Below are 26220 nucleotides of genomic sequence, written 5' to 3' on the forward strand. Positions count from 1 at the left end.
CTAGCGGGAAACCCGGGCCGAGTTTGTGGCCGGGGCGCTTTTGAGCAGCGTGGCTCGCTGACGGCCGGGCTGGGCGGTGGCTTCCTCGTCGCCGAGCAGCAAGCCCCAGGGCCGGAGGCCGTCGATGCGGTCGAAAATGATTTTAAGAATGGCGATGATGGGCAGGGCCAGGAACATGCCCGCCACCCCGCCGATGGCGTTGCCCACCAGCACCCCCACGATGGCCACCAGCGCGTTGACCTTAATTTTAGAAGCGACGATGCGCGGGATGAGGAAGTGGTTGTCGATGAATTGGATGACGATGTACACCGCCACCACGGCCGCCGGGTAGCCGAGGCCGTCCTTCGTAACGAACGCCATGAGCACCGGTAGCAGGATGGCCGTGAGCCCCCCGATGTAGGGAATAAAGTTGAGCAAGGCCCCCAGGACGCCCAGCAGCAGCGCGTATGGAATGCCCAGCGCCAGCAGCCCCGCCACGTTGAGCACGGCCACGATGCCGCCCTCAATCAGCAAGCCCACCATGTAGCTCTGGATGGCGGCTTTGCTTTCGTGCAGCACTTCGCCCACGTTGTTGTCGGTGCGCCGGCCCGAAAATACCTGGGTGAGGAAGGCCACCAGCCGCTGCTGGTACAGGAGCAGCAAAAAGATGTACACCGGCAGCAGCGTGGCCACCACCAGCAGCCCCGACACGGCCGTGAGGGTGCCCCCGGCCAGGCCCGCGGCCTTGCTGCCGGCCTCGTTGAGGTAGCCCCGCAGCTTTTGGTCGGTAAGGCCGAAGCGGGCGTCGAGCCACTGCTCCGTCACGGTGGCCGTTTGCAGCAGCTTGGCCTTGAACACCGGCAGCTGGCTCGACAACTGCACCACCTCGGAGTACACAAAGTAGAGCAGGGCCAGCAGCGCCGCCACGCCCAGCACCACCGTGAGGGCAATGGCCAGCAGCGGCGGCACCTTGTGCCGCAGCAGCCACTGCTCGACGGGGTGGAGCATGACGGCGAAGATGGCCGCGAAGAACAGCGGAAAAATCAGGTCCGAGGCAATGTGCAGCGTGAACACCGCCAGGGCCAGCCCCAGCATCACCAGCGGGGCCTTAACATAGAGCGGAAACTTGAGTTCGGAGGAGTCGAGGTCGGGCATGGGGGCAAGAAAAAGGCCGGCGGTGGGATGGCGCGTGTACGGCCTCCGGCGGCGAGGGGTTGAAAACCGGGCCGGGGAAAGCCAAAAGTTTAGCGCTTAAAGATTAAAATCGCGGCTTCTCTTTTGCTCCGGCGCTCCCCCCTCCCCGCTCCGCACGGTGGACTATTATCCCGTCCAAAACCCTGCTGCCCGCGGCCTCGGGGGTGGAAGTTGTAGGCCCCACGTCTTACATTATTGCCGGCAATGCCCCGTTTTTTTACCCCCCGACGTGGCTACTCTTGGCCCCCACGTGCCGGGTGGCGGCGGTGGGTAGGCGGCCATTGTTGTCTCAAGCCACGTGGCCGGCCTGAAATGCTTCGCCCAGGTTGAAGAACACCTGACCTTCTGCGCGGCGAAAGTAACCCTGTGCGGCTTCTGGGTTAAACCAAAATGGCGCGAACGCTGCCGTGCGCGTAACAATTGGGTTGCGAACGCGCGGCGATGCAATGGCCCAGAAACCGAACTGCAGCGGTTTTATTAGTTAGGGTACACCCTTAGTGGATTCAAGGATTGCAAACGAGGGGTTGCAAACCCCATAACAGGATTCTTAACCCCTCGTTTGCAATCCTTGATTGCTCAATACATCCCGGAAAATAAGCCAAGTAAGGTGCTGAGCCCCGAGACGCCGATAGCGTAGGCGCCTCGACCCGAGGCGCCTACGCCCGGCCCATCTGCCGCAGGAAGGCCACGTGCGATACTACCGCGTACCACATTTTGGGGTACTCGTTGTAGGGCACGCCGAATTCCTGGCAAGTGGCTTTGATGACTTTGCTCAGGCCTGGGTAGTGCACGTGCGATATTTTAGGGAACAGGTGGTGCTCGACCTGGAAGTTGAGGCCCCCCACGAGCCAGCTAATGATTCGGTTGTCGGTGGCAAAGTTGGCCGTCGTTTTAATCTGGTGGATGGCCCACTCGTCCTCGAGTTTGCCGGTGGCCGCCTGGGGCACCGGAAACGCGGCGTGCTCCACGGTGTGCGCCAGTTGAAACACGATGCTCAGCACAAAGCCCGTGACGCCCGCGCTGACCAGAAAGCCCAGGGCCCAGCCCGCCACGCCCACCTCGTAAATGGGCAGCGCCACGAATAGTACCAAGTTCAGGGCCTTGAAGCCCCAGAACACCAACTGGTCGCCCCAGGTCATTTTTTTCAGGGGCACGGGGCCGATTTTGCCGGTGAAGTACTTCTGGTAATCTGTCACGAAAATCCAGGAGATGTACAGCAAGCAGTACAAGGCCCAGAAATAGAGGTGCTGGAAGCGGTGGGCCCGGTAGCGCTTCTGGTCGGGCGTCATGCGCATCCAGGGTTGGATGTCGAGGTCGTCGTCCACGCCTTCAATGTTGGTGTACATGTGGTGCACCTGGTTGTGCTTGGCGTCCCACATGAAGCTGCTGCCGCCCATCACGTTCAGCGTAAACGCCGCGAACCGGTTGAGCCAGGGGTGCTTGCTGAAGCTGCCGTGGGCCCCGTCGTGCATCACGTTGAAGCCAATGCAGGCGGCCACGGTACCCATCGCCACGCACTCGAGCACGGCCCAGCCCACCGGCGGCGTGAAAAAAATGAGGTGCACGTACAGGCCCACCAGGCCCGCCAGCAGCAGGGCCGCCTTGCCGAACAGCTGGCCGTTGCCCGTTTGCGCCTTGCCCGCGGTTTGGAAGTAGAGGGCCGTGCGGCGTTTCAGTTCGGCGTGGAAGGAGCGCGGGGGGGCAAATTTGGGAAGGGTGGCCATTGGAAGAGAAAACCGGGCAAAGTGCTAGGGGCAACGCGCACCGGCCGGGGTGGTGAAGAAGAAATGGTTGCAAAAAAAGTGCTAGGCGGATCTCAACTGGCTGCACCAACGCCTGGGCCGGCCGGAAAGTGCTTCGGTCTTGCCATGGCCCCGGGCGCGTGCCCCAGCCAAAGGGCCGCAACGGGCGAATTGTTTTGCCCACCGGGGCCGCAACATTACACTGGGCCAGCCGCGGGCCGCGGACAGAAACGAAATAACGGCGGGCCCAGTTTTTATTATCTGTTGTGCCCGCCCGGTTGCCCTGCTGCCGCGGCTGCCGCACCATATGCAGCACCCCCGGCCCGCCGGCAGGTGCTGCTCACCGGTGGAAAAAGAAAGAGTTCGGCTGCATATTGCGGAGCACTCAAACCGTTGGAAGGGGTTGTTGCTGCGATTTTTTTCCATGAAGATTCTGCTGCTTTTCCTGCTGTGCTGCACGCTCATCAGCTATTTTATTTACCGGCGCGAAGTCACGCCGGTGCCCCCACTGCTCAGCAAGCGTGTGGCCGGCAAGCCATTGCCCCTGAAAACGGGTGGCGCCCCTGGCCTCGACAATCCGCTGTATTACCTGGTGGCCGACGATGGCACCCGCGCGGAGGTGGGCCCCAGCACCTACGCCGCCACTGCCGTGGGCGACTGGTACGCGTCGCGCGAATGGCAAGAAGGCGCGAGGTCTTGACTAAACGGGGGCACTTTATGCCGCAGTGAATGTGTCGCAGGGCGGTCCCGTAAAAATAAGAAACGGGAACGGCCCACTTCGTCGGGCTGTTCGAAACGCCGTTCGAATTTAATCGTCATGATAAGGAGAGAAGTAGGGGCGCCAGTGGGGGCATAAATACCTTAGTAAATCGGTTTACGACCCGTAGCGGACCAAACGCAAAAACCCCCGAAAAGTGCCTTCTACAACGCGAAAGGCGGCTTTTCGGGGGTTCCCGTAGCAAGTAAGTGTACCCGGAGCCGGGGTAACACTTTCTAGCTAAATTGCCGCACAAGGTGTTGAAAGCTTGTGTGTTATTAAGGAGGATGAAAAATTTTGGTTAGGGGTGGGGGCGTACTTGGGAGTTAGGAACTTGTGCTACCTGTGGCCGGTGCTTCGGGCACCCTCATGAAACCTCCAGCAGCGGCCCCCGCAGCTCCGGGGTTCCCCGGGCGCTGTGGCTCAAAAACCGCATCACTTCGTGGTAGTTGTGGCCCAGCTCCTCGATGACTTCCCGCAGCCGTTCGCTCGCCGAATCCGGCCGCCCGGGGGCGCTGGTGGAGACGAAGCCCCGCACCATCCACAGCTCCAGCAAGTCGGCCACCGGCATGGTGTGTACCCGGTACTGCCCGGTGTTGTCCGAATGCAGCTCGATGGTGCCATCCCGGTCGGTGATGGGGGCCACCAGCCGCTTCAGTAGCACGTTCTCGGCCGTCACCAGCACGTAGCTCTCGTCGGGCTTGAGCAGGTCCCAGCGGTCCACGCGCGTGCAAATCACGATGTCGTGGTGCTTGTAGGTCGGGTACATGCTGTCGCCCGCCACTTCAAAGGCGCGGCTCTTGCCCGAGAAGCCCGGCACGTGGTAGGGCTTCATGTCCTGCAAGAACTGCTCTTGGTTGTAGGCGCGGCTGTAGCCGGCCTGGGCCGTCACCGACACCATCACGGTATTGGGCTTGCCCAATTGGTTTACCGTCACCATGTGCGGTTGGTCGCTGCCCACGCCCCGGAAGAGTGCTTTCGGCTGGGGAGCCATGATATTGCCCGACATCAAAGGCATCTCCACGCCCGGCCGGAGCATCGGGCCGCGGCCCATCAGCAGCCAATCCCCCGAAATCTCGGGCCAGGTGGTCAGCAGCTCGACCAGCGAATCGTACCCGGGCTTGAAGTCACCTGCCAAGAACTTATAAACTTTAGAGGCGTTGGTGTGCCCAAGTTTTTGGCTGGCCTGGTTCGCATTCAGTTGGTAGTGAGTCAGAATAGCCTTAATTCTGTCGCTAACGCCAGTCGGTGTTTCCATTGCACTCGTAATTTATGATTGCAAAATGCGGCATTTATTCGTTTGTTTGTACGAACAAGTTCACTTGTTACAAACAAATGTAATAAATTACTAAGACAATGCAAGACCTTACGAAAAGAATTTCCGAGGACCCCGAACCGGCCCCCACCTTGCGCACGCTCTACGACCGCATGGGCCCCCGCAACGGCCTGGCCGCCCGCGTAGTGGAGCACCTGGCCGCCGCCGGGACCACCGTGGCCGTCAGCACCGTATTCAACGTCATCTACGGTCGCTCCAACCACGCCGCCATCACCGATGCCTTCCTGACGGTCGTGGCCGCCGAGCAGGAACGCCGGGCCGACGTCGCCGCCCGCACCCGGGCCCTATCCGTCTAGTCCGATGCAAGTCGCCCTTCTCGTCCCCGAAACCGAGTGGCAGACCCTACTGGCCACCGTGCATAAGCTCAACGCCGCCCACGCGGAAGCCGCCGCCGCGGCCCCCGGCCCCGACGACATCCTCACGGTCCCCCAGGCCGCCGCCGCGCTGGGCCTCACCACCGAAGCCGTGCGCCGCGCCCGCCGCGAGGGCCGCCTCAAAGGCGTGCGCCGCAACGAAAAGGAGTGGGGCTTCCACCGCTCCGTCGTCGAGCAGTACCCGCGCCGCTACCACCGCGCCGCCTGAGCGGCGGTGCCCCGCCCACCCATTCCCCTCCATCGCCGCCTGCGAAGCCGGCTTACTCCCCCTGCCCATGCTCCAGTTGTCCGTTGTCGGCCCCCACAGCCCCGCCACCAACTCCGTCATCACCATCCAAAAGGCCAAGCTTAAAGACCAGCACCTGACGTGCGAGTTCACCGAGCAGCACGCCCCGGACGCGCCCCCGCGCAGCTTCGCCCTCACGTGTGCCGAGCAAGCCCACCCCGACCTGGCGCACCGCCTCGGCCGCCTGGTGCCTCACCTGTGCCTGCTCACCGAGCAACTGACCGAAACGCCCGATTTCTGGCCCGACGAGGCCGAAGAACTACCCGCGCTGTTCGCGGCGTTTGCCGTCACGGGCTTCTCGCTGGGGCGCAACCAGGCCGGCGTCACGCTCCTCGGCCAACGCACCCTTGCCGGGGGCCGCGTCCTGAACCTGACCACGCCCTACCAGTCCTTCCACGACGAGCCCGACGGCTACGCCTTCGCGCCCTTGCTCGAAGCCCAGCTGCTCGAAGCCCTGGCCGAAGTAGAAGCCGCCCTGCGCGGCAAATGCACCGACTACCGCCAGCTCAGTCTTTTCAATGAGGAATTAGAAATGAAGAATGAGGAATTACACCCGCTAAATCGCCAATAGCCGGCGCTTCTCAATTCCCCATTCCTCATTCTTAATTCCTCATTGAAAATGAAGGCCCCCGCGTTTATGTTCTACACCGGCGACTTCCTCAGCTCGCCCGATGTGCAGCTCATGGAGGTGCAGGAGGTCGGGGCCTATTGCCTGTTGCTGTTCAATTCCTGGCAGTCCGACCGCCCCGGCTACCTGCCCAACGACGAAAGCCGCCTGCGCCGCACCGCCCGCCTCACCACCGAGCAGTGGGCCGTGAGCCGCGAATTGCTGCTCAGCAAGTTTCCCCCGGCCCCCGACGACCCCACCCACCGCCACAACCCGCGCCTGGCGCAAGAGGCCGTCAAGCAATCCATTAAGCGCGAACGCCTGGCTGCCAACGGCCGCAAGGGCGGCCGGCCCGAAAAGCAATTGCTTGCGGAAAATAACCAACTGGTTACCGAAAATTCGCCCGCTACGCCCGAAAAACCACCCGCCAAGCAATTGCTTTCCCCCGCCAAGCAAAAGCTTTCCGGCAAAAAGCAATTGCCCCCGAAAGTCAAAGCAATTGAAAAGGCTTTCAATTTCAGTTTCACTACTTCTAACGAAGTAGAAGGAGAGGGGCCCACCCCCGCGTTTTCGTCTGGAAAGAAAAAGAACCCCGTGCCCACGCTGGCCGACGTGCAGGCCTACGCCACCAGCCAATACCCCGGCAGCGCCGAGGCCCAGGCCGAGGCCACCGCCTTCTGCGACCACTACGAAAGCAACGGCTGGCGCGTGAGCGGCAAAACCCCGATGGCCGACTGGCGCGCCGCCTTCCGCGGCTGGATGCGCCGCCGCACCCAATTCCAGGCTCTGGGACCCCACGGCCCCGGCCAAGCCGCGCCGCCCGCCCGCGCCCGCACCGCCCCCAAACCCCTTGACCCCACCCGCTGGAGCTAACCCTCACCCGTCATGTCCCAAAACCAACCCCCCCGCCCCCCCGCGGCTACCCGCCGGGCCGCCGTTTCCGCCCCCGCCGGGGGCCACCTGCCGCCCCAGGCCCTCGACCTCGAAGCCGCCGTGCTCGGGGCCGCCCTGCTCGAAGCCGACGCCCAGCGCACCCTGCTGGCTACGCTGTCCACCGAAGAAGTGTTCTACTGCCCGGCTCACCAGCAGGTGTACCTGGCCCTGCGCGACCTGGTGCAAGCCGGCGACCACGCCGACCTGCTCACCGTCGTGGCCCAGCTGCGCCACCGCGGCACGCTGCTGCGCGTCGGGGGCCCCGCCTTCGTGGCCGGCCTCACCCAGCGCATCAACTCCGCCGCCCACCTCGAAACCCACTGCCGCCTGCTCCAGGAGCAGCACGCCCGCCGCGTCGTCATCCGCGCCGGCACCGAGCTGGCCGCCCACGGCTACGACGACACCCGCGACCCGCTGGAACTGCTGGCCGATGCCCAGGCCCACCTCACCGCCCTCCACCGCACCCTCGAAACCAAGCCCGGCCAAACCGCCGCCGCCGCGTTCACCCCCACCTTCGAGCGCCTCGCCCAGGCCGTGCAGCAGCAGGGCCTCACCGGTATCCCCACCGGCCTCGCGGCCCTCGACGGCCTCACCGGCGGCTGGCAGCCTGGCGACCTCGTCATCCTGGCCGCCCGCCCCGCGATGGGCAAAACGGCCGCCCTGCTGCACTTCGCCCGCACCGCCGCCCTCGACCACGGCCACCACACGGCCGTCTTCAGCCTCGAAATGCCCACCCTGCAACTCATGCAACGCCTGGTGGCCAGCGAAGTCCCCGGCTACAGCAATTCCGACCTGCGCCGCGGTAACCTCCCCGGGGGTCTGGAGCAGGTGGCCTACGTCCAGCAGCAGGCCCAGCGCCTGCGCACCCACGGCCACCGCCTGCACCTCGACGACACGCCCGGCCTGAGCCTCCAGCAGCTGCGCGCCAAGTGCGCCCGCCTCCACGCCCAGCACCCGCTGGGCCTGGTCCTGGTCGACTACCTCCAGCTCATGCGCGGCGACCAAAAAGGCAACCGCGAGCAGGAGGTGGGCAGCCTCAGCCGGGGCCTCAAAGAGTTAGCCAAGGAACTCAACGCCCCCGTCATCGCCCTCTCCCAACTTTCGCGCGACGTGGAAAAAAGGGGCGGGGAGAAGCGCCCGCTCCTGAGCGACTTGCGCGAGTCGGGCAGTCTGGAGCAGGACGCCGACTGCATCGTGTTCATGTGGCGCGGCGAATACTACAAAATCGCTGAATACGAGGACGGCACCCCCACCGCCGACACCGTCCTCTTCGACATCGCCAAGCACCGCAACGGGGCCACCGACGAAGTGATTGCCGCCTGTTCCATGCGCCGCGGCACCTTCCAGGACCTGGCGACAACATCCGCCGGCTTTTGAATGCCCCTAAAACAGTAAGAAACTCCGAAACCCATTCCGCAATCCAATTGCCACTGAATCAATGGTGTATAACATGATTTTAGTGAGTGATTCCGATAGCCATTCCCGCCAATCATTATGCCTATCCCCATCGTCATCAGCTGCTTCGACCTCACCACCACGTTGGTGCAGCCGTGGGCCGAGGCCGGCTACCTCTGCTACTGCGTCGACCTGCAGCACCCGCCCGGCGAAACCCGCGACGGAAACATCATCCGCGTGGGGGCCGACGTGCGCGAATGGCTGCCGCCCTACGGCCCCGTGGCCTTCGCCGCCTTCTTCCCGCCCTGCACCGACACCGCCATTTCCGGCCGCGCCCACTTCCGCCGCAAGGGCCTCGGCAGCGTCATCAAGGCCCTGCAACTGTTCGAGTGGTCCGCCCGCCTCGCCGCCTGGTGCCAGTGCCCCTACTTCATCGAAAACCCGGTGAGCACCGTCAGCACCTACTGGCGGCCCCCGGACTTCCGCTTCGACCCCTGCGACTACGCCGGCTACCTGCCCGCCGAGCGCCAGCTCAGCGAAGCTTACACCAAGCGCACCTGCCTGTGGACGGGCGGCGGCTTCCAACTGCCCGAGCCCAAGGCCGTGGTGCCCATCCTCGGGTCCAAAATGTACAACCTGCCCGATTCAAAGAACCGCGCCAACCTGCGTTCCGTCACACCCGCCGGCTTCGCCCGCGCCGTATTTGAGGCTAACTACGTGGCTACCTAGGTAACCATCAATTAGTTGGCCCTACTACTAGTTGGCCCTACTACGAAGCTGCCGCCTTTTCCAGCTGCCGCCCGTTGCTGGTAGATTACCCAGGCTACCGCTGCTACCTCTGCCGCTAAGACGGCCCTAACTACCCCTTTGCACTAGACTAAAATCAGTGTCACTGACCGTAGCGGCCTCTACGTCCTTCCTGTGTTGCCTGAATTGGGGCCGGTGCTGGCGTAGGAGGTACTTCGTAGAATTGGCGCAAGTGTTTTGCTAATGCCCAATCATCCATGCTGTGCTCCTGTTCGAAAGTAAGGCGGTGCTCGAAACGTGCCCGATAGCGAAGATGATGCAGATACTGGTCGAAGTAACCGTCCCGAAGCGTCACGATAGTAGTCATTTTGCTGCCTTCTAGTTTGTGCAGAATCTTATCTACATACAAGCTGTATTGGCCAGCGATGTGACCAAGAAAATCCACATCGAAGGACTCACCCACGCGGGGCGGCACGGGTAAGCGGCACTTAAAGCGCATATAGTCTTTCTTGTAGGGTACTTCTACCTCGTACTCCACATTTGTGAAATCCAGTACCGACGCATCCGACCCGACCAGCTCCCATACATCGTAGTAAATCGCATCCAGCCAGCGCCGGAAAACGGATGCATTGATACCCAGATTCTCCTGGATGCTCTTACAAGTCGGCCGCGGCCATACATCGGGCATCTCCGCCAATACATCGAGCAGCGGAGTGTATTTCTTCGCAGCCGGCCGTAGCCGAATCAATGCCGGTTGCATCAAACTAAGACTATACACCAAGTCCCGGCTCGGAATCGGCACCGCATAGTAATTATACGAGTTCATCAGCTGCCATTGAATTACGCTAGCAAGTCACAGTCGAATGGTGCAAGCAGCGCTTGCATAATTTGACTGCTGCCGACCACTGGCAAATGTCGCCATATCTGACGACCCTTCGCCGTGGCCAAGTGCTACGGGAGCAGCCAGCGGACAAGGTAGCGCCCAGGGCCAATCAAGAGCTTCTTTCGGCTTCCAACCGATTGATTAAATTTCAGTTTTCATCTCGCTTTGGCCAACCGCCATATTTCGTGTTTTCACACAACTCCAAACTCCTCATAAGCCGCCAGCGCCCCCCCGTTCAACTCATCCCGGCACCGCCGCCACGCCGGCAGGTATTGGTCCAGCAGCCCCCGGAACCGCTCATTGTGGGCACGCTCCAGCAAGTGGATAAGCTCGTGTACCACCACGTATTCCAGCAGCGCCGGGGCCACCTTCGCCAGCTCCAAGTTCAGCCAGATGCGCCCGGCCTCCGCGTTGCAGGTGCCCCACTTGGTCTTCATCAGCTTCACCTGCCACTCCCGCGCCTGCACCCCAATCCGCGCCTGCCATTTGGCCGCCAATACCGGTATTTGCTCTTTCAACTGCTCCCGGTACCACCCCTGCACCACCCGCGCCCGCGCCGCCACGTCGCTACCCGGCCGCACGTGCAACGTCATGAATGCATTACCCCGCAGCGCTATCCGGTTGGCTCCCGTCGTAATTTCCTGGATTTCCAACCGGTAGCCCCGCCCCTGGAAATAATGCGTTTCCCCCGCCACGTACTCCCGCCGCGTTTGCCGCGCCTGCCCCGCAAATTTGGCCTGCTGCGCGTGTATCCAGCTTAGCCGCCCAATAATCAGCCGCCGTACCGCGTCGTTATCCACCGCCAGCGGGGTAGCCACGCGTACTTGCCCGTCCGGCGGCAGCACCGCTAAATGCACGTTGCGAATCTTCTTGCGCACCACGTCAATCAGCAGCTCGCCCACCTGCATCCGCTCTGCCATAAGCCTTAAATTAACCCAAAGCGCCGTTTCTCCACCGTACTCATCCGACGCGAACCCGCTACAGTCTGCTGAAAATGGCCCAACTCGTGCCCGGCCAAATGCCCCAACAAACAGCCCGCATCCTCTGTCAGCAGTGCCTGCGCTTTGGCCAATGGCATCGCGTGCAGGGTGGAGCAGTCGGCAAAACACGGTTTTTCCACCAGCCTTCGCGCGTCTGGCTCCATCCGCACGTGCAGGTGCCGGTCCCGGGCCGGAAAGATGTTGGGATTTATTTCCGAGTTGATATAAACCAGCCCTAGCAGTAATGTGTCGGCCGTGGCCGCTATCACTATCCACCGCTTAATCTTGGGAGGCGTAGTGTCCGTTACCAGCGTCCGCAGCACCGCCCCCGGCTGTAGTTGTTGGCTTGCCCGCTCCGCTCGCCATTCTGGCGGAAATAAGTCCCCCAGTCCCGCCATCCCTAAGCCAGCAGCTGGGTACGGTTCTCCATCACCGTTTGAATGTACTGGAGCATCTCCCCGGTTGCGCCCCCCGCTGTTGCAATGTCCAGCATCGACATCTCATGCCCTTCGGGCACGGCCTGCCAGGCCGAATCGTGCGATACGTCGCTCAGCTTCCCAAACCCAAACGGCCGGCAGTACGCAATGGCCTCGTCCAGGCACTCCCGCTCCGTCTCGGCCAAGTAGTCCTCATCAGGCTCTGCCAACGCCCGTAATTCTTTTGGGCTCGACGCCGATAAACGCGCGTGCAAGGAAGCCGCGAACGTGGGCTCCAGCGGCAGCGAAAACTGCCCCCGCACCGCTTTCACCAGGTAGTACACACTCGACGGCACCGGTCCGTTGGCCATCCGCACAAAGTTGTCCGACAGTATCGATGCGCCATACGTAGCCAAATGCTGCCGTTCGGCAAAGTAAAGCACCTTAAATACCTTGTGCGTGCCCCCGTCAGGCAACGCCCGCGCTACGTAGAGCAGCGCGTTCACGGCTTTCTCGTTGTCGAACAATTCTATTTTATTTAGCAGCTTCATGGCAAATCTACGAATAGGAAGCTAATAACAATAGTTCTGACGCATTTAATTCCCAGCTTTGTTTCTTACGGGGCCGTAAAGCTAACGGTTTTTGTCTTTTGCTAACTAATTGGTTTTAATTACCTTCTAGCTAGCCCAGTCGCGGCAAGGGGGCTGGGAATGGGTACTGCCGGCTGGCTTCCCCGCTCTTTTAAAGCGAAAACCAGTTTCATTAGATACCCCCTACCGATACTCCCGCTGCGCCCGCACCACCTCCAGCAGCTTCTCGGCTTCCTCCTTGCTCAGCCCGCACCCCACCAGGGCGTTGCGCACCTCAATCTCCTTGCCCCGGTTGCCTATCCAGTTGTCCTTCTTCACGTACTGAATGGCCGCATCGGCCGCCAGCGACAGCGTTTCATTGTTCTCCAGCTGGTCATACAGTGCCTTCTTGCCCGCCGAGTCTAGCGCGGCCGGGTAGGCCGGCCCACTGGCCGCCTCCTTGGCTTTCATCTGCCGGCACAGCTCCGTAATCTGGGCCAGGTACGCCGCGTATTCCAGGGCCCCCTTACGCCGCTCCTCCACCAGGCCCTCCAGTAGCTTCGACATCGTGCCGTAGTACTTCGGGTTAGTGGCCGTCTCCTCGATAATCAGCCGCCGCACGTTGTTGGCAATGGTTTCCGCCACCGCTTCCTTGCTGGCCCGTATCTGCTTGGGTAGCCCATTGGCCGCCACGTCGGCCCCGCGCTGCACGATTAGCTCAATCAGCCCCAGGTCTTCCATCTCGGCCAGCTTCTCGCTATCCTCGGCCTTCACGTACATATCCAGCAGCTGCCGCATATCCGGCTCGTAGGCCTTCAGGTCGGGGGCCTCGCCGCTGGCTATTTTCACCGTCTCGCGCAGGGCCTCGTAGTGAGTCACTTCGTGCTTCACCGCTACCGCTTCGGCCGCCGTGTAGCCCGCGGCGGGCAGCTCGGCGGCTAGGTCGGCGTAGGCCCGCAGCAGCGCCATCGTGTACTTGTACAGGTCGCGCCGCCGGCCCTCGGTGGCTTTCAGGTCGTCGGCCTTGGCGGGGTTGCCGCAGAAGTAGGCGATATACTGCTCCTGCGTGGGACTGGTGCCCGCGGGCTCGCACAGGGCCCGCAGCTGCTCGCGCACTTCGTCCAGGCGCTTGCGGCCCGCCGTCAGGCGGTTGCTCAGCAGGCCCTCCACGTCTTTCTTGTCGTAGCCGTCGAAGGCTTCCTGAGTGTAGTCCTTGATGGCCGCCGCCAACGACTTAAACAAGTCTTTGTAATCCACCACGTAGCCGTATTCCTTGTCCTCGCCATCCAGCCGGTTCACCCTACAAATGGCCTGAAACAGCCCGTGGTCCCGCATCTGCTTGTCGATGTAGAGGTACGAAGCGCTGGGCGCGTCGAAGCCCGTCAGCAGCTTGTCTACCACAATCAGCAGCTTCATCTGCGCCGGGTGGTCCACAAACTGGTTTTTCACGTCCTGCTCAAAGTCCTCGGCCGTTTTGCCGCCCAGCATCTTCTGGTACGTATCGTACTTGAACAGGTCGGCCGTGGCCGCGCCCGTGCCCAAGCCCTGCCCCTTTGCCTGGCTGATGTGCGGCTCGTAGCTCGTCACGATGGCGCACTTCGTGAAGCCTTTGCTCAGAAATAGCTCGTAGTATTTACACGCCTCTTCGATGCTGCCCGCCACCAGCAGCGCGTTGCCGCGCCCGCTGTGCAGCCGCGGCCGTAGCGTCATGTCCTCGATAATGTCCTGGGCAATAATTTCCAGCCGGCCCTTGGCGCTCAGCACCTGCTGCATCGTGCCCCAGCGCCGTTTCAGCGCCGCCTTGGTATAGTCGTTCAGCCCCGCCGTTTTGGCCTCAAACCACGCATCTATCTTCTTTGGCGAGCCGATGTACTGCTCTATGTCGCGCGCCTCGTAGCGCAGCTCCAGCACCACGCCGTCGCGCACGGCCGCGTCCATCTTGTAGGTGTGGATGAACGGCCCGAACGTTTCCAGGGTGTTCTTCTTGTCGGTTTTCAGCAGCGGTGTGCCCGTGAAGCCAATCAGCGTCGCGCCCGCGCCCAGCAGCTTCTTCATGGCCTCGTGCAATTTCCCCGACTGCGTGCGGTGGCACTCGTCCACCAGCACCCACAGCTCGCCCTTCGCCCGAAACTCGCCGCCGCCCAGCCCCGCCGCCAGCTCGCGCAGGTATTCCTCGTACCCCGCGTCGTCCTTGCGCCGGCCAAACTTGTGAATCAGCGAGCACAGCAGCCGGGGCTCGGCCTTGTGCAGCTGCGTCACCAGGTCGCGGCCGTTTTTGGTGCGGTATATCGTTTCGTTCACCCCCCTAAAAACCTTCTCAATCTGCTCGTCCAGCTCGTCGCGGTCGGTCAGCAGCAGCACCCGCGCCTGGGGCCGGGTTTCCAGCAGCCACTTGGCCAGCCACACCATCGTCAGGCTCTTGCCCGAGCCCTGCGTGTGCCACACCACCCCGCCCTCTTTCCGCGCCACGTACTCCCGCGCCGCCAGCACCCCGAAGTACTGGTTGGGCCGGCACAGCTTCTTGGTGCCCCGGTCGTATATCACGAAGTCGTGCAGCAAGCTCAGCAGCCGCGCGGGGCTGCACAGCTGCGTCAGGTGGCGGTCCAGGTCGTGGGCGGGCTCCTCGCCGTCTTCCAGCCATTCCAGGTAGTAGGTGGCTTCGGTGCCGGTGGTGCCGTAGCGCAGCCCTTCGGTGTCGCTGCCGGCCATCACCAGCTGCACGGTCGAAAAGAAATGCTCGATAAACAGCTTCTTCTGGTTGTCCAGGTTCTGCCGGATGCCCTCCTGCACCGACACCGTGCTGCGCTTCAGCTCCAGCACCCCCACCGCGATGCCGTTCAAATACAGCACCACGTCGGGCCGCTTCTCGTGCCCCCCCGGCCCCCCCGGCACCGTCACCTCCTGGGCCACGCCGTAGTCGTTGGCCAGCGGCGCGTCCCAGCGCACCAGCTTCACCGTCACCTCGGGCTTGCCTGCTTCGGGCTTCACCGGGATGCCGTAGCGCAGCAGCTGGTACACGGCTTTGTTGCGCTCGTACAGGCTCACCGTCACGTTGTCGGCCGCCTGGTGCAGCTTCAGCAGGGCCCCCGTCACCAGCACCGGGCCGTAGCCCTGCCGCAGCAGGTACTGGCGCAGCCGCTCGTCCTCAATGGGCGAGGTCCGGGGTTTGTCTTCCCAGTTGCCCAGGTAGGTGTAGCCCGGCAGGTCGCGCAGCAGTTTCACCACCCGCTGCTGGGTGGCCCATTCCTTGTCGCCGATTTTCATACCAAGCGGAGTTTGCCAGTTAATAAGTTCTGCATCATGCCCTGCTTGAGTAACTGCGTTTTAGCGTGCTCGGCTTCCAGGGCGGCCAGGTAGGCGTCGGCCTCGCTGAGCACGGCGGCAATGGCGCGCTGTTCTTCAGGTGAGGGAAAAGGAATCTCTATTTGTGCCAACGATTGCTTGTTGAGCGTGAAGCCTTTAACTGCCTGCTTACCATATAGACTAAAATCAGTTCGTCCAAGAACGTAATGCAAGTAATCTCTATCTGCCGACAAATTTTGTAGGCTACAAATTGCTTCGTTTGAATACATTGGCCGTTGTAAAATGGCCATTCTGCCTAAGCTTAACTTAAAGCTCATTACTAATGTACCAGCCGGAATTATCGTCATTCCCGATGCTGCACCAGCTTCTGTTATTTCTTCCTTCGTGCTGTCAATGAATTTCGTTTGCAAATCAGCAATGGAAATCCAAGGGTAGCCCCTGCCCCAAAAACTCTTTACACTTCGGCTAGGTGTTCGGCCAATTCCAATAGTGGCTACTTGGGATAAGGTCTTCACCTCCCACTCCCCCGCAAACCCCGGCAGCCGCTGCTGGCCACTCAGCAGCCCCTGGAGCAGCCCCTGCTTCACGGCCCGCTGTTTCGCCAGCCGCGCCCGTTGCGCCGCCAGCAGCGCATCCATTTCCCCCAGCGCTTCGGCAATGGCTTGCTGCTCGGCTAGGGGGGGTAGGGCGACAGACAACCTTTTGATTATACCACCGCTTAGGTTCTCTTGCCCGCCACTATTACTTAGTTGTCTAAGCTCTTCATAACGCGCAGTCAAGTTATAAAAGATATAATTTGACTGCGCGTTGTCTTTTAATTCGATTACTGCACACGCTTGATTAGTTGTAGCATCAATTCCCAATACTGCTACTTTGCCTCTGGTCTTACCTTGGCCATACATTGCCATAAGCAGGGCTCCCTTTTTAAACATCTTTGCGGCCGAGTTTTGCAAGCCTGCATCAGTTATAAATTCCTCGGCTTTCTCAATAATGTTGGAGTTAATTTGGGCTGTTGTAACCCAGGGTATTGTCCCGTCCCAATATTCTAACATCTTCCTGTTGGGTGTTCCGCCAGAGCCTATAAAAGCTATTTCGCCCAGCGTCTTCACTTCCCACTCCTCCGGCAGCACGCCCAAATCTGTCAACTTATACCCAGCGGGCACTTGCGTAGTATCCATGTGTTCAGCGGGGCAAGTTAGTTGGCAGAAAATCCCAGGGTAGCGAGGTAGCTGTTTACCTGCGCCTGGCGCGTGGCTACCTCCGCTTCCAGCGCCGGCAGCGGCTCGGCGTAGCGTTGGGCCAACTCAGTCAGGCGGCGGGCCAGCGTGCCGCTCAGGCGGGCCAGCTCGTGGCTCAGGCCCTGGTGCAGGGTCGCCAGCCATTTGTCGTCCACCACCAGCGTGCGCACCTCGTCGGCGGTCAGGGGGGCCAGGTAGCGCTTGGCCAGGCCTGCTTCCAGGGTATTCTTGGCCTTGTCCACGGCCGCCTTGGCTTCCTCTTCCGCCTCAAAGGCTGCACCCACGGCCCGCACCGCCGCCAGCTCGTCCGCATCGGTATCCGGTGGGGTAGGGGCCTCAGCCGCTTCCTGCGCCGCAAACATCGTCCCCGTGGTGGCCTGGGCTTTGCGCCCGCGCTTGGCGGGGGCGCTGCCGCTGGCCGGCCCGGCGGCTTTCAGCCGCTTCGCCACCGCTTTGCGGTCCAGCTTGCCCGCCGTAGCGTAGTCGCTCAGCACGCCCTCCTCGCCCGCATATTCTTCCTCCAGCTCCTCCCGCGCCCGCGTGGCTTCTTCCAGCGCCGCCGCGGCCTCGTCCACGGCCGCCTGCGCGGGGGCCAGGTAGCGGGCTATCACCAGCTCGCGGGGCACCAGCTCGCTGGTGTAGTGGCCTTTTTTGCTCTTGGTGGGCCGGGCCAGCCAGCCCTCGGCCACCACCTCGTACACGTCGTCCTGCATGGTGCTGGCCCAGTAGTCCATCAGGTTCTGGTACACGTCGTAGCGGTCCAGCAGCGGCAGCTCGGCCAGCGTGTGCAGCAGGTCTTCGGCCAGCCCCGGCAGCAGCTGCTTGGGCTTGGTGTCGGCGCTCAGCGCCAGCAGGGTAGCCCTGGCCCGCACCGCCCACGCGCCATACGTCGCCTCAATGCTCCGCTGAAACGCCTGAAACTCCGGGTGCTCGTACACCGTGCCGCGCACCGCGTCCGGCGCCACCCGCAGGCTCAGGTAGCCCGCCCGGTCGCCCGGCCCCAGCAGCGCGTCGTGCAGCGCCGGGCACACCGCCCAGTAGGGGGCCAGCGCCGCCGCGTCCGCCACCGGAATGCCCCCGCGCAGGTGCGCGTCCAGGTCCTGCTGCTCCTCGCCACCCAGCGCCTCCACGTAGCGCGGTATGTTCAGGTTGTAGCCGTTGCGCTCAATCTCGGCGTAGGGCACCATCCGCGCGTAGCCCGGCTCGTCGCGCTGCGCCCCAAACACGTCCACGATGCGGTGAATGTCCTGCTCGCGCAGCCGGTTCTTCGCCCCGTCCTTCAGGTAGCCCTTGCTGGCATCCATCATAAAGATGCCCGCCCGGTCGGCCGCCCCCGCCTTGTCCAGCACCAGCAAGCACGCCGGTATGCCCGTGCCGTAAAATAGGTTGGGCGGCAGCCCCACCACCGCCTTCAAGTACCCCCGCTGCACCAGGCTCCGCCGAATGTCGGCCTCCGCGTTGCCCCGAAACAGCACCCCGTGCGGCAGCACCACCGCCCCCTTGCCCGTCCCGTTCAGGCTCCGCACAATGTGCAGCAGAAAAGCGTAGTCGCCATTCTTCACCGGCGGCACCCCGTACCCCGTGAAGCGGTCAAACGGGTCGTGCGCCGTGTCTACCCCGTTGCTCCACGCCTTCACCGAGAAGGGCGGGTTGGCCACCACGTAGTCGTGCGTTTTCAGCCCGCCCAGCTCGCTCAGATACTTCGGGTCGGCCAGCGTGTTGCCCTTCTGCACCTCCGCCGTGTTGTAGCCGTGCAGTATCATGTTCATGCGAGCCAGGGCGTAGGTCGCGTTATCCATCTCCTGCCCGTATATGCTCAGCTCCACCGGGGCCTCATCCGCCGCCTTCAGCAGCAGCGACCCCGACCCGCAAGTCGGGTCGTACACCGTCTGCGTCGATTTCGTGGCGTGCTCAATGCCAATCACCTTCGCCATCACCCGGCTCACCTCCGACGGCGTGTAAAACTGCCCCTTGCTCTTGCCGCTCTCCGTGGCAAAGTGCTGCATCAGGTACTCATAGGCATCCCCCAGAATATCGTCCCCATCCGCCCGGTTCCGGCTAAAATCCAGCCCCGGCTCCTCAAATATGCCCACCAGCGCCGTCAGCCGGTCCACCCGGTCCTTGGGGCTGCTGCCCAGCTTCTCCGGGTCATTAAAGCTGGCCACGTCGATGATGCCCGTCAACTCGTTGGCCTTAGCCAGCTCAGCAATCACAATGTCCATGCCCTCCCCAATGTGCTTGCTGCCCTTCAGCGCCACCATGTCCTGAAAGCCGCCGCCCGCCGGTATCACAATCACCGAGTCGTCGCGCCCCGCATACTTGTCGCTCACGTACTTCACGAACAGCAGCACCAGCACGTAGTCCTTGTACTGCGAGGCATCCATGCCGCCCCGCAGCTGGTCGCAGCTTTTCCACAACGAGCTATACAGCTCACTTTTCTTAACAGCCATTTCTATTCGAGAGGGGATGGGATTCGAACCCTTGAAGAATATTCTTCGGGTTGCCCAGCGTAGCACTAAAAGTAGTGAATCCCGCATTACCCGCAGCTATCTACTACGCGAGTTGGTTTAGTTTACTAACTTCGTTGGCTTACCCTCAACTCGTTACTTGATGTCTGCACCGTACGCCCCGCCCACTTCTCAAGCCGCTGCCTTCAACTGTCCATTTTGTGGAGCTTATGCCAATCAAAAATGGTTTCTGGTTGCCAAGAACTGGCGACCTACAATACATCATGCATCTAATTATGTAGGCGATATTCCAAATTTTGGTACCGCTCAATGCGCTCGTTGTCAAGAGCATTCCATTTGGCTCAGTGGTTCTATGATTTATCCCGCCGGCGGCGCGGCTCCCCTGCCCAATCCCGATATGCCCGCCGACGTGCGCCAGGACTACGAAGAGGCCCGCAGCATCCTCAGCATCTCGCCCCGTGGTTCCGCCGCCCTGCTGCGCCTAGCCGTGCAGCGTTTGTGTAAGCACCTTGGTCAGCCAGGCGAAAATATCAATGCCGATGTTGCCGCCCTCGTTCGCCAGGGTCTGCCTGTCCAGTTGCAAAAAGCCCTTGACAGTCTCCGCGTAGCCGGTAACAACGCCGTTCACCCCGGTCAGCTCGATATCTACGACACGCCGGAAATCGCCACCCGTCTCTTCGGCCTGCTCAACATCATTGTCGATAACCAGATTACCCAGCCCAAAGCCATCAGCGAGCTGTACGACGCCACTGTGCCCCAAAATTTGCAGCAGGCTATCACCCGCCGCGACACCCCACCGGCCTAGGTGCTACATCCGGTCATTAGCCAAGCAACCCTACGACCCATGAGCGCCCCCGAAGCTTTCGCCGACGAGCTACACCAAAAACTGCTGGCCGAGCCCGCCCGCGGCCAGCGGATGCAGCTTAATACCCTACTGGCTCACTTTGGCTACCGCAACCGTAGTACCTCACTGCTGCGCCAGCTCGACGAGCTGCTCTTTGCCCGCGGCATCCGTGTGCGTACCCGCCAGCACCCCGATGATTGGCAGTGGCCCACGCTGGCCAAGACCGACGTGCTGATTTTCGAGCTAGACCATTCCCCCACCGCCGCCACTACCCGCCACTACAAGATGCAGACCGTCAATGAGCCCGCCCCAAGCCTGGCCCTGTTCAATAAGTACGCCAGCCAGAGCACCGAAGTCCTGCTAAGCGTGGCCTACGTCGATGAGCACATGAGCGACCACCTCCAGCAGCTTAGTCGCACCTACGGCTTCGGCGTGCGCGTCGTGTCCGACTACGCTTTCAATGGTAATATCTACACGCGGGGCCGCATCCGGGCCAAAATTGAGGCGGTGGGTCAGTTCCGTACCAGTACCGGCCCCGACGGCGAGGGTATCATGCACACCAAGCTCTACGTGTTCCGGCTGCGCGACCAGTCCGTCGTCGTTTTCTCCGGTAGCGCCAACCTCACCGCTAATGCCTGGCTGCACCGCAACACCGAGTCCCCCCTGGTCATCCAGTCCGGCGTCCCCGACGACCCCCACCTGGCCCTCATGATTAACGCCGCTGAAAACAACTGGCAACAAGCTCAACCTTATCGCAACATGGAAAACCTGCAGCCCGGTGACTTAGTAACCCACCCCGACCTCGGCCAAGGCGAAATCTTCCGCCTTGACGGCGAAAACGCCCGCGTCGTCTTCGGCGATGCCATCCAGGTGGTAAAGCTCGCCGACCTCACCCGCGTTGTGGACCCGCTCACGCTGCTGGCTACCGGCCAGGGCGCGGCCCTGGCCCGCGTCAAGGCCCGCTTCCTCGGCAGCTACCTGTATGCCCAAAATAGTCTCACCGGCGAGTTCGAGGACTATCGCATCCGCCCCGTCCCTCATCAACTGCTGGCTCTTAAAAAATTCGTTAGCTCCGAAAGTGACGGCAACCTGCTGCTGGCCGACGATGTAGGCCTCGGCAAAACCATCGAGGCCGGCCTCATTATTAAGGACGTAGTGCGCCGCCTCGGCGACAAGGCCCGCGTGCTTATCCTGGTGCCGGCCAGCCTCAAAGCCCAGTGGCTGCTGGAGCTGCGAGAGAAGTTTGGCCTCAATTTCCGCGTCTGGAAGCACGATACCATTGCCGGCGCCGAAGCCTTCAGCAACGGCTCACAGGGCTGCAACCTACTCATCGCCTCCTACTTCGCGGCTGTCGTTGGTGATATGGAGGAAGCCATCCTGCGCCACATGGCCGCCTATGACTTGGTTATTGTCGATGAGTGCCACCGTGCTTCCAACGATGCGGTGCAGCTCTGGAAGCTGCTGCGCGATATGCGCCGCGATGCCAAGATTGGCCGCCTGCTGCTGCTCTCGGCCACTCCCCACAGCGGCGACCGCAACAAGTTTATCAACCTGCTGCACCTGCTCGACCAAAACCGCTTTCCCACCTCCGACCGCGCCCTGGCCCACGAGCGCATCAGCCAACCCGCCACGCTTCAGGAGTACGTGTACCGCAACGACAAGCTCAGTGTCACCGATTTCAAGGGCCGCCCGCTGTTCCGCGATGTCATGGCCTTGGCCGAAAAGGTAGAGCTGTCCGCACCCGAGGTGGATTTCTGCGAGCAGGTCGTGGCCTACATCGCCAAACTTTACCAGGCCCAGCAAAAAGCTCAGGGCAAGCTGGCCGTTCAAATCGGCTTCGTGTCCAGCATATACCGTAAGATGCTGGCTTCCAGTTGGAAAAACGTACTGCGCTCCATGCGCGCACGCCTTCAGTACCGAATGCAGCAGGCTGCTTCCGAAGCCGGCGACATCCCACCCGTCGATGCCTTTTACGACGACGACGACGATACCCTCCGCGACGAGCGCGAGGAGCGCGATATTCAGAAGCTTATTAAGCAGATGAGTTCTGCTGAGTATTTTAAGGGCGAGGCCGAAATGCTCCAGCACATTGTTAAGGCCGGGGCCGAACTCGAACGCCAGAAAATCGATACCAAAGTTGACCGGCTTACGCAACTCGTCAATTTGCCCGAGCACCGCGATAGCAAGTTCATCATCTTCACCCAGTTTGTCAAAACCTTAGAGGTGCTGCGCGATGCTTTGGGGGGCCGCGACCATACGGCCGAGATTCAGGGCGCTATTTCTATTGATGATCGCCAGCGCGAGGTTAGCAAGTTCCGCAACAAAGTGCGGTTTATGATTTCTACCGAGGCCGGTGGGGAAGGTATCAACTTACAATTTGCCAGCAAAATTATCAACTTCGATATGCCTTGGAATCCCTCGCGCATCCAGCAACGCATTGGTCGCGTCTGGCGCTACGGCCAGGAGCAGGACGTGTCCGTTATTAACTTCTATGTCCTCAATGCCATTTCCGACCAGCGCGTCATGCAGCGCCTCGATGAAAAGGTGGACGAAATGGTGCGCGAATACTTGGTAAACGTCACGTTTGCTAATGTGCCCTCCCAGTTACGGGATGCCTTGGTCTATGACCTCAAGATGCGGGTGCTTGGGGCCGTGCAAGAAGAAAAGGGAGCTGAGTTCGAGAACATAATCAGCGAGCTGAATGATAAGCTGCGCGAGGACCGCCTCCAACAGGCCCTCGACCGCATCCAGGAAGCCCTAGCAATGGTGACGGCCGAAAACGACTACCTGACGCGTAGCGTCGGCACCGAAGTGCGCGACCTGCGCACCGACCTCGCCGGCTTCTATGCTTCGCCCGATATACCATACCTGCGCCTGTTCGCCACCACTATCGCTGAGGCGTTTGAGGGTGGTATGCTGCATAACGAAACTCAAAAGACCTATACCTTCGACCTGCCTGCCGATAAGCTCCGTGAGTTCGGTATTAATTCCGCCCTCTATGCTAACCGCGCCTTCACCTTCGACCAGGGCCGCGTAGCTGATGCTAAGCTCGGCGAACAATTTGAGTATTTTGGTTTTGGCAATACCTTCTTCAACGAGTTGATTGAATTGTGCCGTAAAGCTCAGTTTGGTGGCCAAAGCGGCTTTGCGTCACCCCTACCCATTGGCTTCACTGGCCCGCACACTCAGGTCCTGGCCCTGCTCACGGCGCAAGTATCTACTGTTCTGGCCACTGGTTCATCAGAGCGGGCTGAGCAGTATCCGGTTTGCGCTTTCGTCACCCTGCCTGGTGGCGAGCCAGTCCTACCCGAAGATCTCTTTCGCACCGAATGGCAGCCCGGCCAACCCCAACCCGTCCCGTCCCTCAATACCCACCCGAACATGGCGCAACTCCTGCGGCACCAACAAGAAAAAATTAAGGCCCTGCGCCGCCGCGAGTTCAGCTTGAGCAATATTTCGCTCGATGCTGCTTTGGCCTAGTTATACATTTGCTATATAACAAAAAGGGCCTTACCAGGAACGGGAAGGCCCTTTTTGGTGCAGTAAGATGTACGGCATTGCACCAGATTAGCCCTGCTTCCGCAACTCACCAGCGCGATTTTTCTTATTCAGCAGCTCCGTGAGCACGACCACCGCCAAGTGGTACAATACGCGCCAGCGCCCCGCAGAATGTAGTCCGTCAACGTGTCTCGGTGTCCTTGCCGCCGCAGCTCCGCGGCCTCCCCCGGTGCCAGGGCCTTGGCGATGTGCAGTTGGTAATCGCCGCTGGGCAGCACCACCACGCCAATCCGCCGGTTGTGCAAGCGCCGCGTGGCCCCGCGCCGCCTAGTGTACTGTGCCTGCGCGCCAGGTAGATGAGAAGGAGGGGTAGGAGCTGGCATAGAAGAAGAAATTAAGAAGTTCGGAGAAAATGCCGGCCCTACCTGAACGTATGGACTGCACCAATAAACCAGATATGCCTTAGCACAAGCCGTAATCGAGATTTTAATAAATTACACCTTGACTATCTGGTATTTGTAGAAAAGGGGAATCGATACAACTACTAAAGTCTTGCAAACTAATTCAATTAGTTGCAGATTTACCAACATAATTAGTAGTTGTTTCGTTTCTACCGCGTATTCATTCTCACTTTCTACTTATGGCCACCGTTGACATCCTGCAAGTCGCCCGCCACCCCGTGTGGATCATCGAGTGCGAAACCCCCGTCCCCGCCGGCTTTCCCAGCCCCGCCCAGGACCACCACGGCCCCAAAATCGACCTCAACCAAATCCTGCTGCCCCACCCGGATTGCACCTACCTGGCCCGCGTCAACGGCACCAGCATGGACGGCCCCCCCTCGCACATCCCCGATGGGGCGCTGTTAGCCGTCGATTGCTCCCTCAAGCCCGAGCACGGCCACGTCGTCGTCGCCGCGGTCGACGGCGAGTTCACCCTCAAACGCCTGGAAAAGCGCGGCAAGGATTTCTGGCTGGTGCCCGACAACCCCGCCCACCAGCCCGTCGACCTGGGCTTGCTCGGCCACTTCGAGGTCTGGGGCGTCGCCACCCACGCGGTTATCGAATTGATTAACGGCAAGCTGCACGAGCATGTACGCACTCGTCGATTGCAATAACTTCTACGTTTCGTGCGAGCGGGCCTTCCAGCCCCGGCTCGAAGGCCTGCCCGTGGTGGTGCTCAGCAACAACGACGGCTGCGTCATTTCTCGCTCCGCCGAGGCCAAGGCCCTGGGCATCGCAATGGGGGCCCCCATGTTCCAACTCCGCCCGCTCCTCGAGCAGCACCCCGTGCGGGTGCTCTCCAGCAACTACGCCCTCTACGGCGACATGAGCCGCCGCGTCATGGCCTACCTGGCGTCCGCGGCCCCCGAGGTCGAAATCTATTCCATTGACGAGGCCTTCCTCAACCTCCACGGCCTGGCCCGCTTCTTCAGCCCGCTGGCCGCCTACGCCCAGGGCCTTCGCGCCGAGGTGCAGCGCCGCACCCACATCCCGACCTGCATCGGCGTCGCCCCCACCAAAACCCTCGCCAAGCTCGCCAACCGCCTCGCCAAGAAATACCCGTCCCTCGACGGCGTGCTGGTGCTCGATTCCCCCGCCCGCATCCGCCGGGCCCTCGCCCAGGTGCCCGTCGCCGACGTGTGGGGCGTCGGCCGCCAGTACGCCGCCAAGCTCCAGGGCCTCGGCCTGGCCACCGCCGCCGACCTGGCCCGTTGCTCCGATGCCTGGGCCCGCCAGCACCTGGGCGGCGTGGTCGGGGCCCGCCTCGTGCGCGAGCTGCAGGGCTTCCCCTGCCACCAGCTGGCCTCCAGCGAGGACGGCACCCTGGCCCGCCAGAGCCTGGCCCACACCCGCACCTTCGGCCGCCCCCTGTCCCGCCTCGACGACCTGCGCGGGGCCGTGGCCGCCTTCACGTCCCGCGCCGCCGAAAAGCTCCGCGCCCAGGGCTCCGTAGCGCACGTGCTCACCGTCTTCATCAGCCAAAACCGCTTTGGCCCCAACCCGCCCCCGCACACCCGCTCCGCCCAGCTCACCCTGCCCACCGGCACCAGCCACACCCCCGAGCTGGCCGGCCACGCCCACGCCGTGCTCGCCCGCCTCTGGCAAGCCGGCCGCACCTACACCAAAGCCGGCGTCATCCTCGACGGCTTCGAGCGCCCCGGCCCGGCCCAGCTCCACCTGTTCGCCCCACCCGCCGCGACTCCCCGCCTCCAAGCCGCCGCCCTCATGCAGCAGCTCGACCGCCTAAACGCCCGCTACGGCGCGGCCACCGTCCAGCTAGCCGCCGCCCTCCCCGCCAAAAACCAGCCCGCCCCGCCCTGGCAAGGCCAGCACCAGCACCGCACCCCCGCCCGCACCACCTCCTGGGACGAGCTATGGGAAATAGGGTAGGAGAGGGCCCACAACGATTAGAAAGTCATGCCCATCTGGCATCCGCGTAGTTAAAGCATCTCTATCTCGATGGTATAGTATAATATAATAAACCGCACTACTTACGCTATGCAAAATTAATTCGACGTTCACTTCCCCATTAGGGCTCGAATAGAAGCTTCAGCCGATCTGCGCACCTTCACATTCTATAAGCTTCCCCTAAAAGTGAGCCAGTCAAAAATAGAGAGAAGTAGTAACTTTTCACTTCTTCTATTTTTAACTATTCATGAAAAAAAGCCGCT

The 26220-nt window shown here is 61.6% G+C and carries 20 protein-coding genes; 11 read left to right on the forward strand and 9 right to left on the reverse strand.

The window, feature by feature from the left end:
• The gene (locus HNP98_RS01630) at positions 1–1134 is read right to left on the reverse strand and encodes an AI-2E family transporter (RefSeq protein ID WP_173808295.1); all 1134 of its coding nucleotides are present in this window, start codon (positions 1132–1134) and stop codon (positions 1–3) included.
• Between the two features lie 695 nt (positions 1135–1829).
• The gene (locus tag HNP98_RS01635) at positions 1830–2897 is read right to left on the reverse strand and encodes a fatty acid desaturase family protein (protein ID WP_173808296.1); all 1068 of its coding nucleotides are present in this window, start codon (positions 2895–2897) and stop codon (positions 1830–1832) included.
• Between the two features lie 442 nt (positions 2898–3339).
• Between HNP98_RS01635 and HNP98_RS01640 the strand changes: the two genes are divergently transcribed.
• Positions 3340–3615, forward strand: a complete 276-nt coding sequence (locus tag HNP98_RS01640) for a hypothetical protein (RefSeq protein ID WP_173808297.1) — start codon at positions 3340–3342, stop codon at positions 3613–3615.
• A 424-nt stretch (positions 3616–4039) separates the two neighbouring features.
• On the opposite strand, the gene HNP98_RS01645 is transcribed toward HNP98_RS01640, so the two are convergent.
• Entirely contained in the window at positions 4040–4810 is a 771-nt protein-coding gene (locus HNP98_RS01645) for a S24 family peptidase (RefSeq protein ID WP_173808298.1), read from the reverse strand.
• A gap of 218 nt (positions 4811–5028) precedes the next feature.
• Between HNP98_RS01645 and HNP98_RS01650 the strand changes: the two genes are divergently transcribed.
• The 6 genes from HNP98_RS01650 (at position 5029) to HNP98_RS01675 (ending at position 9332) form a co-directional block, all read left to right on the forward strand.
• Positions 5029–5304, forward strand: a complete 276-nt coding sequence (locus HNP98_RS01650) for a hypothetical protein (RefSeq protein ID WP_173808299.1) — start codon at positions 5029–5031, stop codon at positions 5302–5304.
• Positions 5305–5308: 4 nt separating this feature from the next.
• Entirely contained in the window at positions 5309–5590 is a 282-nt protein-coding gene (locus HNP98_RS01655; protein ID WP_173808300.1) for a helix-turn-helix domain-containing protein, read from the forward strand.
• A gap of 67 nt (positions 5591–5657) precedes the next feature.
• Positions 5658–6239: a hypothetical protein gene (locus HNP98_RS01660; protein ID WP_173808301.1), complete on the forward strand. Its 582-nt coding sequence runs from the start codon at positions 5658–5660 to the stop codon at positions 6237–6239.
• Between the two features lie 48 nt (positions 6240–6287).
• Complete coding sequence (locus HNP98_RS01665) at positions 6288–7148, forward strand: DUF1376 domain-containing protein (RefSeq protein ID WP_173808302.1); 861 nt, start codon at positions 6288–6290, stop codon at positions 7146–7148.
• A gap of 12 nt (positions 7149–7160) precedes the next feature.
• Positions 7161–8585 (forward strand): replicative DNA helicase, encoded by a 1425-nt coding sequence (gene dnaB / locus HNP98_RS01670; protein ID WP_173808303.1) that lies wholly within the window; start codon positions 7161–7163, stop codon positions 8583–8585.
• 117 nt (positions 8586–8702) lie between these two features.
• Complete coding sequence (locus HNP98_RS01675) at positions 8703–9332, forward strand: hypothetical protein (protein WP_173808304.1); 630 nt, start codon at positions 8703–8705, stop codon at positions 9330–9332.
• A gap of 160 nt (positions 9333–9492) precedes the next feature.
• On the opposite strand, the gene HNP98_RS01680 is transcribed toward HNP98_RS01675, so the two are convergent.
• The 6 genes from HNP98_RS01680 to HNP98_RS01705 all read right to left on the reverse strand — a co-directional run bounded on the left by HNP98_RS01680 (position 9493) and on the right by HNP98_RS01705 (position 19189).
• Positions 9493–10176: a hypothetical protein gene (locus HNP98_RS01680; protein WP_173808305.1), complete on the reverse strand. Its 684-nt coding sequence runs from the start codon at positions 10174–10176 to the stop codon at positions 9493–9495.
• Positions 10177–10424: 248 nt separating this feature from the next.
• Positions 10425–11153, reverse strand: coding sequence for a M48 family metallopeptidase (locus HNP98_RS01685; RefSeq protein ID WP_217425611.1), 729 nt, complete (start codon positions 11151–11153; stop codon positions 10425–10427).
• Between the two features lie 460 nt (positions 11154–11613).
• Positions 11614–12180 carry a Panacea domain-containing protein gene (locus HNP98_RS01690; RefSeq protein ID WP_173808306.1) on the reverse strand — a complete coding sequence of 189 codons (567 nt, stop codon included), beginning with the start codon at positions 12178–12180 and terminating at the stop codon, positions 11614–11616.
• Between the two features lie 222 nt (positions 12181–12402).
• A complete protein-coding gene (locus HNP98_RS01695) occupies positions 12403–15462 on the reverse strand; it encodes a type I restriction endonuclease subunit R (RefSeq protein WP_173808307.1) in 3060 nt (1019 codons plus the stop codon).
• A complete protein-coding gene (locus tag HNP98_RS01700) occupies positions 15459–16679 on the reverse strand; it encodes a restriction endonuclease subunit S (RefSeq protein ID WP_173808308.1) in 1221 nt (406 codons plus the stop codon). The genes HNP98_RS01695 and HNP98_RS01700 overlap by 4 nt, the downstream gene beginning before the upstream one ends.
• A gap of 17 nt (positions 16680–16696) precedes the next feature.
• A complete protein-coding gene (locus tag HNP98_RS01705; protein WP_173808309.1) occupies positions 16697–19189 on the reverse strand; it encodes a type I restriction-modification system subunit M in 2493 nt (830 codons plus the stop codon).
• A 370-nt stretch (positions 19190–19559) separates the two neighbouring features.
• On the opposite strand from HNP98_RS01705, the gene HNP98_RS01710 reads away from it, so the two are divergent.
• From HNP98_RS01710 to HNP98_RS01725, 4 genes are all read left to right on the forward strand, one after another.
• Complete coding sequence (locus HNP98_RS01710) at positions 19560–20012, forward strand: DUF4145 domain-containing protein (RefSeq protein ID WP_217425612.1); 453 nt, start codon at positions 19560–19562, stop codon at positions 20010–20012.
• Between the two features lie 39 nt (positions 20013–20051).
• The gene (locus HNP98_RS01715; RefSeq protein WP_173808311.1) at positions 20052–23531 is read left to right on the forward strand and encodes a helicase-related protein; all 3480 of its coding nucleotides are present in this window, start codon (positions 20052–20054) and stop codon (positions 23529–23531) included.
• A 658-nt stretch (positions 23532–24189) separates the two neighbouring features.
• Positions 24190–24663 carry a LexA family protein gene (locus tag HNP98_RS01720; RefSeq protein ID WP_173808312.1) on the forward strand — a complete coding sequence of 158 codons (474 nt, stop codon included), beginning with the start codon at positions 24190–24192 and terminating at the stop codon, positions 24661–24663.
• The gene (locus HNP98_RS01725; RefSeq protein WP_173808313.1) at positions 24638–25939 is read left to right on the forward strand and encodes a Y-family DNA polymerase; all 1302 of its coding nucleotides are present in this window, start codon (positions 24638–24640) and stop codon (positions 25937–25939) included. Before HNP98_RS01720 ends, HNP98_RS01725 begins: the two co-directional genes overlap by 26 nt.
• The last annotated feature ends 281 nt before the right edge of the window (positions 25940–26220 follow it).

It is taken from the genome of Hymenobacter caeli, assembly GCF_013294115.1.
GTDB lineage: Bacteria > Bacteroidota > Bacteroidia > Cytophagales > Hymenobacteraceae > Hymenobacter > Hymenobacter caeli.